Origin of the sequence: Collinsella sp. AF04-24 (assembly GCF_003465685.1) — a bacterium.
Lineage (GTDB): Bacteria > Actinomycetota > Coriobacteriia > Coriobacteriales > Coriobacteriaceae > Collinsella > Collinsella aerofaciens_AP.
This window is the reverse complement of record NZ_QSBK01000016.1, coordinates 22,044-35,035: the sequence shown is the minus strand read 5'-3', so window position 1 is coordinate 35,035 and position 12,992 is coordinate 22,044. Positions and strand designations below refer to the sequence as shown.

The window sequence follows — 12,992 nt, the reverse complement described above, 5'->3', positions numbered from 1 at the left end:
CGGAGATGCATGTACCTGCTGCATCTCCGCCCCCTGTTTGTTGAGCTGCCGATTTTTGTGCTGGGCGGTCTGGTCTTGCTAGAACCGCGCGACCTGGTGCGTGAGCAGACCTGTCGGAACTTGCGGCGCGGCGCCGCTGACCTGCGCGGCGGGGAAGAGCACGGCAACGGTAAAGTTGAACGGCTCCTTGCCGGTGTACGTTCCGGCGGCACGGGCCTCATCGGCCAGCAGCTGCGACGCCCCGGTCAGAGCGGCGGCGTAGGCGGGGTCGTCGGTCAGTGCCGGCTCCGGTGCTTGGTCGAGCATAGCGCGGATGGCCCCGACGGCGTCCTCGCGCTTGACCTCCCACGCGCGGTGCGTAATGCCCGCGGGGTCGGTGACGGCGTAGAGCGACGCGCCCTCTTTGGCGGCGCCCAGGATGATATCCATGACGGGCGAGGCCTCGTAGGCGAGCGACACGGGGCGCGGCTGCACCTTGAGCTCGGCGATCGCGCGCGCGGCGGCGGCCACGTCGGCGCTGGCATCGCCCTTGCCGTCCGCAAGTACACTCGTCGGGCAGATCGCCACGACACCCGTCACGCGTCCCGGCTCGCCCGAGCATTCGTACACGTAATACGCCGCACCCGGGTCCTTGAGCATCAGGCCATCGGCAAGGGCTCCGCGCAGAGCATCGTTGCCGCTCAGGATGCTGCCCATTGCAGGCAGCGCCTCGAGTACGCGGTCCTGAGCCGGGCGGATGCAGGGAAACGGAAGTGCTTTCATGGGCGGTCCTAACGCACGAGTCGGTTTGTTCGCGGCTTATTATGCCCCAACTTGGCCGCTCGTGTCCCAGAGCACGTTATCGGCGAGCGCGATTAGCACCTGCTGACAACGAACGATATCGGCATGGGGCACATATTCGTTGGGCTTGTGTGCGAGCGCGAGCGACCCGGGACCGTAGCTCATGCAATTGCGGTTGCCTGTCTTGCCGGCAATGACGGCGGTGTCGGTGTAGCCGGTAAAGAAGCCGACGGTCGTGTCCGCGTCCGTCACGTCATCGGCGGCACGCTTGAGCGCTGCTAGAAGGGGAGAGTTCGGGTCGCGCTCGATGGCGGGGCGGTCGCCCGTCACGGTGTAGCTGCCATGGCAACCGGGAACGGCGGCTTCGGCGACGGCGATGGCCTGCTCTACCATGCGCGTCGCGGCGGCCGTATCGGTCGGCGGGGTCAGACGCATGTCGACCCAGACTTTGGCGCGGTCGGGCACGACATAGGGGCGATATCCGCCCTCGATTTGGCCAAACGTGATGGTCGAAGACCCCAGCTCATCGTGCGCGGGCAGCGCCACAAACACGCGACGGAGCGAACACACGACCTCGGCCATGGCGGCGACGGCATCCGCGCCCTTCCAAGGCTGGCTCGCATGCGCCGTCACGCCAGCCATTTCAATCTCGAACCACGTGCGACCCTTGTGCGCCACCTGGATCTGTCCGTCGGTGGGTTCGGTGTCCAGCACCCATTCGCGCGAGCCGACCCAGCCAGCATCGATCGCGGCCTCTGAGCCGCGCATGAAGTCTTCCTCGTCGACCGAGCAGATGAGCGAAAAGCCGCGGCGTGGCAGCGCGCCATCCGCCGCCACGCGTTCGAGCGTATGGACCAGTGCGGCAATGGCGCAGGCCAGGCCACCCTTCATATCGCAGGCACCGCGGCCATAGAGTTTATCGTCGCGCACAACCGCCCCAAGCGGTGCGATGTCTGCGTCCCAGCCATCGCCCAAGGTGACGGTATCCATGTGGCAGATATAGATCAGCCGCGGCTCGTCGCTTTGGCCCGGCACGGTGACTTTAAGGTTGCGGCGCCCGGGCAGCACTTCGAGCTCCTCAATCTGCACGGCATCGAGCGCAGAACTATCAAGTTGTGCCAGCTGCTGCTCAATGAGCCTCTTAATGAAGCGCTCGATCTCGTCCTCATACGCGCCCGGGTCTGAGCTTTCGATCCGCACAAGCTCCTGCGCAAGCCGCCAGGCAAAGTCCTCATCAACCATATGCAACCTCACAATCAGTTTGCTTTCCAAACCGATTGTAAGCCTCCTGAGAGATCCGCGACGTGGGCGTGGCAGTATTTACCGTTCGCAGGCCGAGCCAGTGCGTTTGCCGTCCGAGCGGGTTCACAAGCGACGCAGCGGGTACGTACCCTTCATGGACGACATGCTGTGCGACATATCTGCCTTTCGGTATCACCGGATACCCCCACAGGTCTTGGCAATAATGCCGGACCTGCCTGATTCTGTAGACGATCCGCGCAGGGAGCACCTATGTGAGCATCCGCTCGTCACGCATTTCCTGGGCACCCCGTTACACGTGTTGGCGCAGGGCAGCTGCGGACGTAAGGGCGATCGCATTGTCAGGCATGTTTGGAACGGGGAGAGGCCGTTTGATTCCATGCGACAGACAGAGTTTGGCCTCGATGTCGCGTCCCCGCTCTTTACCCTGCTGACCCTGGCTTCCTCGGTCTCAAACGAGCGTTTAATCATGTGCATGTATGAGATGTGCGGCACCTTTGCCGTGTGCAAGATTGCGCCTCAGGTAAAGTCGGCACTTGTGCAGGCATATGGGGACCGGTGGGGTGACGCACGGTCGGGCTGGGAAAACGTAAAGGATGTCTCGGGGAATCCAACGGACTTGTGGAAACGACCTCCCTTGATTGAGCTCTCTGAGCTTACAGAGTTCGTCGATAAGGTCCGGGGGCTCCGCGGCGCTAAATCGTTCATACGAGCCGCGAAATGCATTACGGGGGTGGCAGCATCGCCGCTCGAGGTCCAGGCTTCGATGCTGTTTGGCCTTACGAGGTTGCGCGGCGGCGAAGGGCTGCGCCTTACCAATAACGTTGAGATTCGTATGACGCGCAGCGCCCGCCTGATTTCGGGGCTTGATAGGCGCTATGCCGATATCCTGCTGGCAAATAAGGACGGCAGCCGAGAGTGTCTGGTTGAATGCCAAGGTAAAGCCATTCACGGATCCATTGAATCCAAGATTTCGGACTCCGATCGAACGACGGCGCTGCAAGCGATGGGATATCCCGTCATTCTGATGACCTATGGTCAGCTGGCCGACTCCGATGCCTTCCGCGTGGTGATGGAGCTCATCATGTCCTATCTCGATGTGCCGCTGAAAGACAAGACGCCGCGACAGCAGGAGCTCGAACGGCGGCTTCGTGAGGAGATTTTTATCGATTGGGCAGGAATGTAGCCGCGCGGGTGGAAAACGGTCGCGCGGACTAGAGTTTTGGTCACAAAAAGACTTATATTTCGCCTTGGAGGGGCCTTAAAAATGCTATCTAGAATAAGTTGTTTCGGAAAATGGACAGTCAACTTACATTCGGCACATAGAGATCGATTTTTACCTACTAAAGTCCCTGATAAAGCTGTTTATCAAAGCGGGTGTGCTTAGCGACTTGAGCCTCACTATCGATTATCTGAAAAAACTTGTTCTGGGTATCATTTTAAAGTCGTCCGGAGCAACAAAATCGGCCCCCGTTTCGTGAAAACGGGGGCCGAATGGGCTTCGTGGTCTGTCTGGCAGGATTGGCGCCGGCGCTATTTAATCACGCGCACACGATACATCGACGGAATTTGCTTAAGTGCCTCGATCGTGCTGCCGTCCAGGTGCTCATCGGTGTCGAACATGGTGTAGGCGTTCTCGCCAGCGGACTCGTTGGTCATGCGCTGCACGTTGGCGTTGTCCTTGGCGAGAATGGCCGTGATCTGGCCGATCATGTTGGGCACGTTGGCATGCAGGCAGGCAATGCGGCTTGCGGCGCGCGCCTTGCCCATGCTGCAGGCGGGGTAGTTGACGCTGTGCGCGATGTTGCCGTTTTCCAGGTAATCCTTGAGCTCGCTGATGGCCATGTCGGCGCAGTTGGCCTCGGCCTCGCCGGTGCCGGCGCCCGAATGCGTGGTGATAAACGTGTTGGGCATCTTGACGGTCTTGGGCGTGGCAAAGTCGCAGCTAAACCAGCTGAGCTTGCCCGCGCGCAGGGCGGCGTCGACGGCGTCCTCGTCAATGATGGTCTCGCGCGCGTAGTTGATGAGCACGGCGTCCGGGGCCAGCAGGTCGATCTGCTCGGTGCTGATCATGCCGATGGTATCGGCCTTGCTGGGCACGTGCACGGTGAGGTAGTCGCAGCCGCGGCACAGATCCTCGAGCGTGCCCACGCGCTGCACCTCGCGGCTCAGCACCCACGCGTGCTCGACGGAAATGAACGGATCGTAGCCGTAAACGTCCATGCCCAGGTCGACACAGGCGTTGGCGACCTTGGAGCCCACGTTGCCCAGACCGATGACACCGATGCGCTTGCCCTTGAGCTCGCGGCCCACAAAGGCCTTCTTGGCCTTTTCGGCATCGACCTGAATCTCGGGGTCGTCGGCGTTGTTGCGCACCCAGTTCATCGACTGCACGACGCCGCGGCTCGAAAGCACCAGCATGCCCAGGACGAGCTCCTTGACGGCGTTGCTGTTGGCACCGGGGGAGTTAAAGACGACGACGCCCTTCTTGGCGTACTCCTCGACGGGGATGTTGTTGACGCCGGCGCCGCAGCGGGCGATGGCGCGGATGCCCTCGGGCAGCTCGTGGCCGTGCAGGTCGGTGGAGCGCATCAGAATAGCGTCGGCCTCCTCGGCGGTGCCCACAAACTCGTAGCCCTCGCCAAATTCGACTTTGCCGTCCTTGGTAATGTCGTCGATGGTTTTAATCTTGCGCATGAAAAACTCCTTAGCGGATTTGTTTATAACAAGTGGTTTGAAGTGGCTGGTCGGCCCGCTCGTTGCGGGCTAGTTAGATCGCGGACTCAAACTATGCTGCGCTTCGAAGTCCTTCATATACGAGGCCAGTGCCTGCACGTCTTCCATGGTGACGGCGTTGTACACGCTGGCGCGCATGCCGCCGACGAGGCGATGGCCCTTGACGTTTTGAATCTGGTGCTCGGCCGCGCCTGCGACAAAGGCGGCGTCGAGGTCGGCATCGCCGGTACGGAACGTGACGTTGGCGATGGAGCGACTGTCTGTCTGTGCGGTGCCGTGGAATAGTTTGCTGTTCTCGAGCAGGTCGTAGAGCAGGTTGGCCTTGGCCCAGTTGCGCTCGGCCATGGCGGCAAGTCCGCCGGTCTGTTCAACCCAATGGAACACCTTGCCGCACACGTAGATGCCAAAGGTGTTGGGCGTGTTGAGCATGGAGCCCTTGGCGGCTTGGGTCTTAAGGTTCAGGTACTGCGGCGTCTGCGCAAAGGCCGGGTCGTCGGCGATCAGGTTGTCGCGCACGATGACCACGGTCACGCCCGCGGCGCCGGCGTTTTTCTGCGCACCGGCGTAAATGAGCCCGTAGCGCTCAACGTCGAGCGGCTGCGACAGAAAGCAGCTCGAGACATCGGCGACCAGCGGCACATCGCCACAGTTGGGCAGCTCGTGGTACATGGTGCCGAAGATGGTGTTGTTCTGGCAGATGTAGACGTAGTCGAGCCCGTCGCCCGTGGCCTCGGCGGCAATACGCGCGTTGATGTCGGCCATGTCGGGGATGCGGTCGAAGTTGGTGTCTTCGGAGCTCGCGAGCAGCACGGCCTCGCCGTACTTGGCGGCCTCCTTGTACGCCTTGTTGGCAAAGTTGCCGGTCACGACGTAGCCGGCGCGGCCGCGGCGCATGAGGTTCATGGGGATGCCCGCAAACTGCAGCGTGGCGCCGCCCTGCAAAAACAGGACGCGGTAGTTGTCGGGGATGCTCAGCAGACGGCGCAGGGTTGCCTCGGCGTCGTTGATAATCTGCTGGTACATGCTAGATCGATGGCTCATCTCGAGTACGGACATGCCGCAACCGCGGTAGTCCATCATCTCGTCGGCGATCTCGGCGAGCACGCTTGTAGGCAGCGCGGCCGGGCCAGCTGAGAAGTTGTGCACACGTGCCATCTTCTAGTTCCCCTCGTAGTCGTTTGAACGTTCGGGATACTTTAGCACAGTGGAGCGTCAGGCGCGACCGAATCACAGCAAAACCCGAGTGCGCCGCTATGATTTACAGGATGGTTACATGGGGGAGGGGTGCTTTACTCCTCGGGCAAATCCAAATCTGCGAGCGAAGGCATGAGGTTCTCTAGGCGCTTGATTTCTTCGTCGCAAATTAGCTAACCCCTGGTCACTACGACGCCAGCGTGGCGATGACGGCTTCGTCGCCGGCGTATATGAGGGTGTTGCCGTCGGGGATGATCGTTTGGCCGTCGCGTTTGAGCATCACCACGATAAAGGGGTGCTTGCCTTGCGGCACGTCGCGCAGGCGCTGACCGGCCAGGCGACCGTGGGGCGTCACGGTGGCCTCGCGCAGCGTAACCTCGGCACGCTCTTCGAACGTTGGGGCTGCCATCACCAGAAGGTCGCCTTCCTCGATGACGGTATCGCCGTTGGGCAGTACCGGGTGCGCCCCGTCGCGCAGCACCAAGACCACGAGCATGTCCGTCGCGCTGCCAATATCGGCGAGCGAGCGCCCGGCAAACGGATGGCCAGCGCCCACCTTGAGCTTTACAAACGACATGCCGTCCTCGTCGCGGTAGTCGTTAAAGGTGCGGCGCACGTCGCCGGCCGCATCGATCATATCGAGTTTCTTCGCCACCGCCGGCAGTAGCGAACCCTGCACCACAATGCTCGATACGGCAATCACAAACACCAGGTCAAATAGGTCGTGTCCGCCGGGAACGCCGGCCACCACAGCAAAGAGGCTAAAGACGACCGAAGCCGCGCCGCGCAAGCCCGCCCAGCTTACGAGCGCAACCTGGCGAGGGCTCGTCTTAAAGGGCGCCAGCAGCAGACCGACGGCGATGGGGCGGCTCGCAAAGAGCATAAACGCCATGAGCGCCAGGCCCGGCAGCAGCATTTGCGGCAGGCGGGCGGGCGTCACGAGCAGGCCGAGCAAAAAGAAAATGGTCATCTCGGCCATCTCGGTGAGGGTGTCGAAGAAGTGCGCCATCTCGACCTTGCCGGTGATGTCGCTGGCGCCCAGCACAATGCCGGCCAGGTACACGGCCAAAAAGCCGTTGCCACCCAGGTAGCTCGGCAGCGCATAGGCGATGATCGCCACGGCGAACAAAAAGATAGTCTGCGCGCCCTCGGCCGTTGCGTGTGCGCGTTCAATCAGGCGGCTGGATGTCCAACCGATGGCAAGGCCCAGCCCCACGCCTAGGATGATCTGCTTGGCCAGCAGCACGGGGATGTTAATGTCGCCGCCGGCCGCGAGTGTGGCGAGCACGGCGGTGAGCATGTAGGCGACGGGGTCGTTGGAGCCCGATTCGACCTCGAGCAGCGAATCGGTGCCACCTCTCAGCGACAGGCTGTGCTCGCGCAGCACGCTAAAGACGCTGGCCGCGTCGGTGGATGCCACGACCGAGCCTAGCAGCAGGCCACCGATCCGGTCGAAGCCCAGCGCGAAGTGCGCAAATGCGCCGGTGATGCCAGCGGTGATGACGACGCCGAGCGTGCTCAGCAGTACCGCGGGCACGGCAACGGGTTTGGCACGGTCGATATTGGTGTTAAAGCCGCCGTAGAACATGATGAACAGCAGCGCCGTGCTGCAGACGGTTTCGGTGAGCGCGTAGTCGCTAAAGTCGATATGCGCCGGGCCGTTGACGCCCAACAGCATGCCGAGTGCGATAAAGATGAGCAGGGTGGGGAAGGGGAGTTTTTTGCCGACGGGCTTGATGGTCAGGCACAGAATAATAACGAGGCCGATAAAGAGAAGGATCTGGTTCATGGATGGTGTCCGCTCCTGGGTGGTTGGCGTGGCACGGTCAGTTGCCTGCGGTTATTTGTACCCAAAGATGGTGGGTTTATGGGGTTGGATTGCGGGCGTGCGCGATATCGTCATAGACGGCTGCCGTCTTTGCCTCTGCTCGGAAACCCTTTCCAGCTTTATTGCAACGGAGTACAATGGGTAACGTTTAAGTTCAACTTGAAGTTTTAGTTGCGGTTCCGGGCTTCGGTCGCAAGGTAGGGAAAGGCGTTCCATGGCGATCTATGTGACATCTGATGCTCACGGACACGTGCATGCGCTTGACGAGGCCCTGTCTAAGATCTCGTTGACGTCCGACGACACGCTGTACGTGCTGGGCGACATGATCGATCGCGGGCCCGATCCGGTCGGCGTTATTAAGCTCGTGCGCTCGCTGCCTAACGCCCGCGTTCTCAAGGGCAATCATGAGCAGATCATGCTCGATGCCATCATTGGCCAGGATCCGCTTGATGCCGAGACCTGGGATATCAACGGTGGCTGGACGACGCGCGAGCAGCTCAACGACATGGAATTTGAGGCATACGAGGAGCTCGTGCGATGGATGGCCGCGCTGCCGCTCTACGCGGTGGCCGAGACCAAGGAGCGCCCGTATCTGCTGGTACATGCTGGAATCGAGATGAAGGCGGCGCGCGCGTTTTTACTTGAGCATGGCGTCGATTGTGCCGATGGCGTCGGAGCGGTGGGTGCCGATCGCGAGCTGCTGCAGCAGATGCTCGCGGTGCAGTCGTCCGATGACCTGCTGTGGATTCGTCACGGCTATTGGGATGCGCCGACGGGACTGCTTTCTGCCGAGGGCGAGGGCCCGGTCGTGGTGAGCGGCCACACGCCCACGGTGTCGCTTGGGCGCTATTGCGAGGTTGGCGGCCTGGCGGGGCTCGATGAGGAGTCGGGCCGCGGGCAGATTGTGCGCCTGGGTGGCGAGGATACCGCCGGCGTGCCCGATCGTATCGATATCGACTGCGCCGCCGCCACCGGCTCCGAGTTCGGCCGCGTCGGGATCCTGCGCCTGGATGATGGCGCGGAGTTCTACGCGAATATCAACCCAGGCGAATAATCGGTGCAAAGGGTAGCTAATTTGGGACGGAGCTTTTTTGACTACTTTCGGAGAATAGCGCCTTCTTGCTCGGTAAGCGCGAGAAATGAGGAACGTCTGCGTCCTCGGCAGTGCGAAAATGCTCGAAAAACCGTCGCAACGGAGTCAAACGACGTTGCGACGGTTCTTTTTTGGCTGCCCGCTGGCTAAGTGAGTAGACTTTTTTGGAAATGCCGAGCAGCCGGCAAATTTGCCTCAACAAAACCGCAGGTCACTGACTTGTGTTTTGCCGGTGTGGTCAGGGATTCGGCAAAAGTCTACTCACTTAGTTTTGCGTGTCGCAAATCGTCCGCAACGAGACCCCCCATTGCGCCAATTAGGCGCCGTACGGGTTGCGGTCGCGCTCGATGCGTTGGCGGATGTGGGCGTATTCGATAATCAGCAGCACCAGGAGTAGGGCCATGATGGCTAGGTAGCTCACCACGGCGCCCATCAGACCCAGCAGGTTGATCAGGATCACCGGCAGCACTACGCTTACGGCGAAGCAGATCAGGTAGATTTTGGTGACGTCGCCGGCATGGCGCAGCACCGTGATGATGGCGTAGAGAAAGTCGATGGCCGCGGTGACGCCGCCGGCGACAACCATCAGCAGTGCCAGCGTGCGGTAGCGCTCAAAATTGAGGCCGTACATGAAGCTCATGAGGGGAATACCGGGACCTGCCATAAATGCGGCGCACACGCTGGTGATGACCACGATCAGTGCCATAACGGCAACAATAATCAGGTCAAAGCGACGACGCTTGCGAGGATTAGCCCAAATGCTCGACAAACGCAGAAGCTGCGGTTTATAGATAAATCCAATGCTCAACAAAATAGCCTGCGCCGGAAAGAACAGGGCATTAAAGTACAGCTGATACTTGTAGGCCAGCGTGCCTTCCATCACGAACTTGGGCATGCTCTCGATAAGGTTGAACAGGAACAGCGCGCCAAAAAGCGGGGCGCACTGGATAAACAGGTGACCGACCTCGCGCAGGCTCACGCGGCGCGATTTTTCGGTTTCGAGCAGGGCGAGCGGCGCGGTGACCAGCACGAGCGAGGCGATGGCGGTGACACCCATGGCCATGGCGGCGATGGGCATGCTGCGCGTGAGGAACAGTGCCACGCTAAAGACCGCGATGACGCCGACGGATCGTAGCGTTTGGCTCATGCCGGCCAGGTAGAGTTTGTCGGCCTGCTGCAGGCGGCCCTCGTACACGTCGGCAATGCCGTCGATCGCCTTATACAGGTAGACGCCCAGGCCGATTGTGGCCATCTGCGCATCGTAGCCGCGGGCGCTGCTGTATACCAGGCCGCATGCCAGCGCGAGCGCTCCGCAGATCCAGCGGTTGAGCTGGTAAGAGGCAAAGGACGTCTTTTCGTCGATGTCCGAGACCTGGAAATTGCGCACGCCGTAGTTGCACGCGATCATTATGAGCGTGCCGGTGACAAAGGCGATGGAGAATTTGCCAGCCTCTTCGGCGCCCACGAGCTGCGTAGACACGATGGTGAGCAACGGAAACACCATGCCCCACACGGCGGTGCCCAGGGTATTCCAAAGGTAGTCGCGACGGGTGGCGTGATCTTCGTACTCGGCTTCTTGTGTGGAGAAGCCGCCGCCGTAGACGGCTCCGAGCAGGCGGTTCCACCAAGCGTTGACCATGCGGCGGACGGGGCCGGGCTCCCGATCGCGTTCGCGCCGGCGACGGCGTGTGGCCTGGCTGCTGTCGGGGCCGCCGGCGTTGCGCTGGCTCAGCTCCTGGATGCGCGCGAGCTCTTCGGCCGTGTGGGAGGCGGGGAACAGGCCGTTCTCGATGCGTCCGCCCTGGGCCCTTGCGGTGCCGCTGCCCGCTACGGCGGGGTCGGCGACGCCATTGCGGCGGGCGATGGCGCGGCGAATGCTATCGAGGGGCGTGATGCTCAAAGCGGAGTCCTTTCTATTGCTGCACTCTAGTATAAACGCGACGGTGTTCGGTCGTGTTTTTGAACAGGTTGTTCGATAATTTCGGCGGCGCCATTCAGTAGACGGCATTTGGGGACGTTCCTTATGTGCCGGCACTTTGGGAACGTCCCTAAGTGCCGGCATTCGGGGACACTCCTTTAATGTTGCCTGTTCAAGAGTGTCCCTAACGACTAGGCCGCTTGCCTGCGATTTTTGACCGTTGGGCGGGCGCTTCGCCGTTGCCGCAAAAACGTTTTTGCATATCGGGTACAACGGGCTTTACGTGAGTAAAGTGCGCGCCGCGTCCACGTGTCGCGCTTTTAAAGGAGGCCCCATGCCAGGTGTTACCCCTGCAGAAGTTTTGTCCAACTTTGGTCTTACGCTGGTCGAAGATCCTGCCGAGAATCAGCCCCGTCTGCTGGTCGATCTACCCGCCGCGGAGCTCGTCGAGCACGCCATCCGCCGCGAAGAAGGCCGCATGGCATCCAATGGCGCACTCGTGATCGAGACGGGGGAGCGCACCGGCCGTTCGCCCAACGACCGCTTTATCGTCGACACGCCCGACGTGCACGACAAGATCGCCTGGGGCGCCGTCAACCGACCGCTTTCGATCGAGAGCTACGAGACCATCAAGGCCGGTATCGTCAACTACCTCAACGAGCGCGATGTTTTCGTCACGCGCGGTATGGCCGGTGCCGATCGCAACCATACACGTCGCCTGCTTGTCGCCTGCGAACGTGCCAGCCAGGCGCTCTTTATTAAGCAGATGCTCGCTCGCCCGCTCGCTCGCGAAATTGCGCGCACCGGTGAGCCGGACTTTTGCGTGCTCGCCGCTCCCGGCTACCAGTGCGATCCCGTCATTAAGGGCCTCAACTCCAGCGCCGCCGTGGTCATCAACTTCCAGGAGCGCGTGATTCTGGTTGCCGGCACCGGTTACTCCGGTGAGATCAAAAAGTCCATCTTCAGCGTCATGAACTACCTGCTGCCCGTAGAGGACGACGTGCTGCCCATGCACTGCTCGGCCAGCATGGATCCTGTCACGCACGAGACCGCCGTGTTCTTTGGCCTGTCTGGCACCGGCAAGACCACGCTTTCGGCCAACCCCACGCGCCTACTGATCGGCGACGACGAGCACGGTTGGTCCGACATGGGCATCTTCAACATCGAGGGTGGCTGCTACGCCAAATGCGAGGGCCTGGACGCGTTCCACGAGCCTGAGATCTTCAACGCCGTCCGCTTTGGCGCGATCTGCGAAAACGTGGTGCTCGACGAGAGCCGCAAGCCCAACTACGATGACGTCTCGGTCACGCACAACACGCGCGTGGCCTACCCTGTGGAGCACATTCCCAACGCGTGGACCAAGGGTATGGGCACCACTCCGAGCGTCGTGCTGTTTTTGACCTGCGACGCCTTTGGCGTGCTGCCGCCCATCTCGCGCCTGACGGCCGACGCCGCCATGTATCACTTTGTGACGGGCTTTACGGCCAAGATCCCCGGCACCGAGGTCGGCGTCACCGAGCCCACACCCACGTTCTCTTCGCTGTTTGGCGAGCCGTTTATGCCGCTCGACCCCATGGTCTATGCCAAGATGCTCGGTGAGCGCATCGCCGACGGCCGCACGCGTGTGTACCTGGTCAACACCGGCTGGATTGGCGGCGGCTACGGCGTGGGCCATCGCATCGAGCTTGCCTACACGCGCGCCCTGGTGGCCCGCGCCCTCGACGGTACCATCGAGGACAGCGAGTTCGTCCACGATGATATCTTTAACGTCGACATTCCCACCACGTGCCACGGCGTGCCCGACGGCATCCTGGTGCCGCGCCAGTACTGGCAGAGCACCGCGCGCTACGACGAGGCGGCGCACAACTTGGCCGTGATGTTCGAGGAGAACTTCGAGAAGAAGTACTCGCACCTGCCCGAGTCCGTGAAGGCCGCCGGTCCGCACGCTCAGGTGCACGCCGACGCCCGTCATCGCGGCCGCGGCCTGCTGGGACTCCGACACTAGCGTTGCTTCAGACCCAAAACCACCATAAAGGGGACAGGCACCTTTGTGGTGGTTTTACTCGCGCGGATGACTCGGGTTACAATACGCCTGACATATTGCCCCCTTCTCCGGATGGGGGCAGCGTAAGCGCTCTTGTGGCGGCACCGTAGGACTTTGAAGGTGGCCGTCGTAAGGGCGC

General features: G+C 61.4%; 9 protein-coding genes. 3 read left to right on the top strand and 6 right to left on the bottom strand.

Going from position 1 to position 12,992, the window contains the following annotated elements:
- Nucleotides 1-78: 78 nt before the first annotated feature.
- Together DWV32_RS07425 and DWV32_RS07420 are read right to left on the bottom strand one after the other, a co-directional pair.
- A complete protein-coding gene (locus DWV32_RS07425) occupies nt 79-762 on the bottom strand; it encodes a DUF1015 family protein (protein ID WP_089572066.1) in 684 nt (227 codons plus the stop codon).
- A 39-nt stretch (nt 763-801) separates the two neighbouring features.
- A complete protein-coding gene (locus DWV32_RS07420) occupies nt 802-2,022 on the bottom strand; it encodes a M20 family metallopeptidase (RefSeq protein ID WP_117757751.1) in 1,221 nt (406 codons plus the stop codon).
- Nucleotides 2,023-2,176: 154 nt separating this feature from the next.
- On the opposite strand from DWV32_RS07420, the gene DWV32_RS07415 reads away from it, so the two are divergent.
- The gene (locus DWV32_RS07415; RefSeq protein WP_117633774.1) at nt 2,177-3,226 is read left to right on the top strand and encodes a hypothetical protein; all 1,050 of its coding nucleotides are present in this window, start codon (nt 2,177-2,179) and stop codon (nt 3,224-3,226) included.
- Nucleotides 3,227-3,573: 347 nt separating this feature from the next.
- Here the strand turns inward: DWV32_RS07415 and DWV32_RS07410 are convergent, their stop codons facing one another.
- The 3 genes from DWV32_RS07410 to DWV32_RS07400 all read right to left on the bottom strand — a co-directional run bounded on the left by DWV32_RS07410 (nt 3,574) and on the right by DWV32_RS07400 (nt 7,759).
- Nucleotides 3,574-4,737, bottom strand: a complete 1,164-nt coding sequence (locus tag DWV32_RS07410; RefSeq protein ID WP_117563975.1) for a phosphoglycerate dehydrogenase — start codon at nt 4,735-4,737, stop codon at nt 3,574-3,576.
- 69 nt (nt 4,738-4,806) lie between these two features.
- Complete coding sequence (gene serC / locus DWV32_RS07405; RefSeq protein WP_117757750.1) at nt 4,807-5,931, bottom strand: 3-phosphoserine/phosphohydroxythreonine transaminase; 1,125 nt, start codon at nt 5,929-5,931, stop codon at nt 4,807-4,809.
- 226 nt (nt 5,932-6,157) lie between these two features.
- Nucleotides 6,158-7,759: a potassium/proton antiporter gene (locus DWV32_RS07400; protein ID WP_117757749.1), complete on the bottom strand. Its 1,602-nt coding sequence runs from the start codon at nt 7,757-7,759 to the stop codon at nt 6,158-6,160.
- A gap of 253 nt (nt 7,760-8,012) precedes the next feature.
- Here DWV32_RS07400 and DWV32_RS07390 point away from each other — a divergent pair, with 253 nt between their 5' ends.
- Complete coding sequence (locus DWV32_RS07390) at nt 8,013-8,852, top strand: metallophosphoesterase family protein (protein WP_117757747.1); 840 nt, start codon at nt 8,013-8,015, stop codon at nt 8,850-8,852.
- Nucleotides 8,853-9,207: 355 nt separating this feature from the next.
- On the opposite strand, the gene DWV32_RS07385 is transcribed toward DWV32_RS07390, so the two are convergent.
- Nucleotides 9,208-10,791 (bottom strand): lipopolysaccharide biosynthesis protein, encoded by a 1,584-nt coding sequence (locus tag DWV32_RS07385; protein ID WP_311774666.1) that lies wholly within the window; start codon nt 10,789-10,791, stop codon nt 9,208-9,210.
- Between the two features lie 352 nt (nt 10,792-11,143).
- Between DWV32_RS07385 and pckA the strand changes: the two genes are divergently transcribed.
- Nucleotides 11,144-12,814: a phosphoenolpyruvate carboxykinase (ATP) gene (pckA, locus tag DWV32_RS07380; protein ID WP_187361842.1), complete on the top strand. Its 1,671-nt coding sequence runs from the start codon at nt 11,144-11,146 to the stop codon at nt 12,812-12,814.
- Nucleotides 12,815-12,992: the final 178 nt, after the last annotated feature.

Coding starts and splice junctions, on each gene's coding strand:
- DWV32_RS07425 (WP_089572066.1), bottom strand. CDS start 762: ATGAAAGCACTTCCGTTTCCCTGCATCCGCCCGGCTCAGGACCGCGTA.
- DWV32_RS07420 (WP_117757751.1), bottom strand. CDS start 2,022: ATGGTTGATGAGGACTTTGCCTGGCGGCTTGCGCAGGAGCTTGTGCGG.
- DWV32_RS07415 (WP_117633774.1), top strand. CDS start 2,177: ATGGACGACATGCTGTGCGACATATCTGCCTTTCGGTATCACCGGATA.
- DWV32_RS07410 (WP_117563975.1), bottom strand. CDS start 4,737: ATGCGCAAGATTAAAACCATCGACGACATTACCAAGGACGGCAAAGTC.
- serC (WP_117757750.1), bottom strand. CDS start 5,931: ATGGCACGTGTGCACAACTTCTCAGCTGGCCCGGCCGCGCTGCCTACA.
- DWV32_RS07400 (WP_117757749.1), bottom strand. CDS start 7,759: ATGAACCAGATCCTTCTCTTTATCGGCCTCGTTATTATTCTGTGCCTG.
- DWV32_RS07390 (WP_117757747.1), top strand. CDS start 8,013: ATGGCGATCTATGTGACATCTGATGCTCACGGACACGTGCATGCGCTT.
- pckA (WP_187361842.1), top strand. CDS start 11,144: ATGCCAGGTGTTACCCCTGCAGAAGTTTTGTCCAACTTTGGTCTTACG.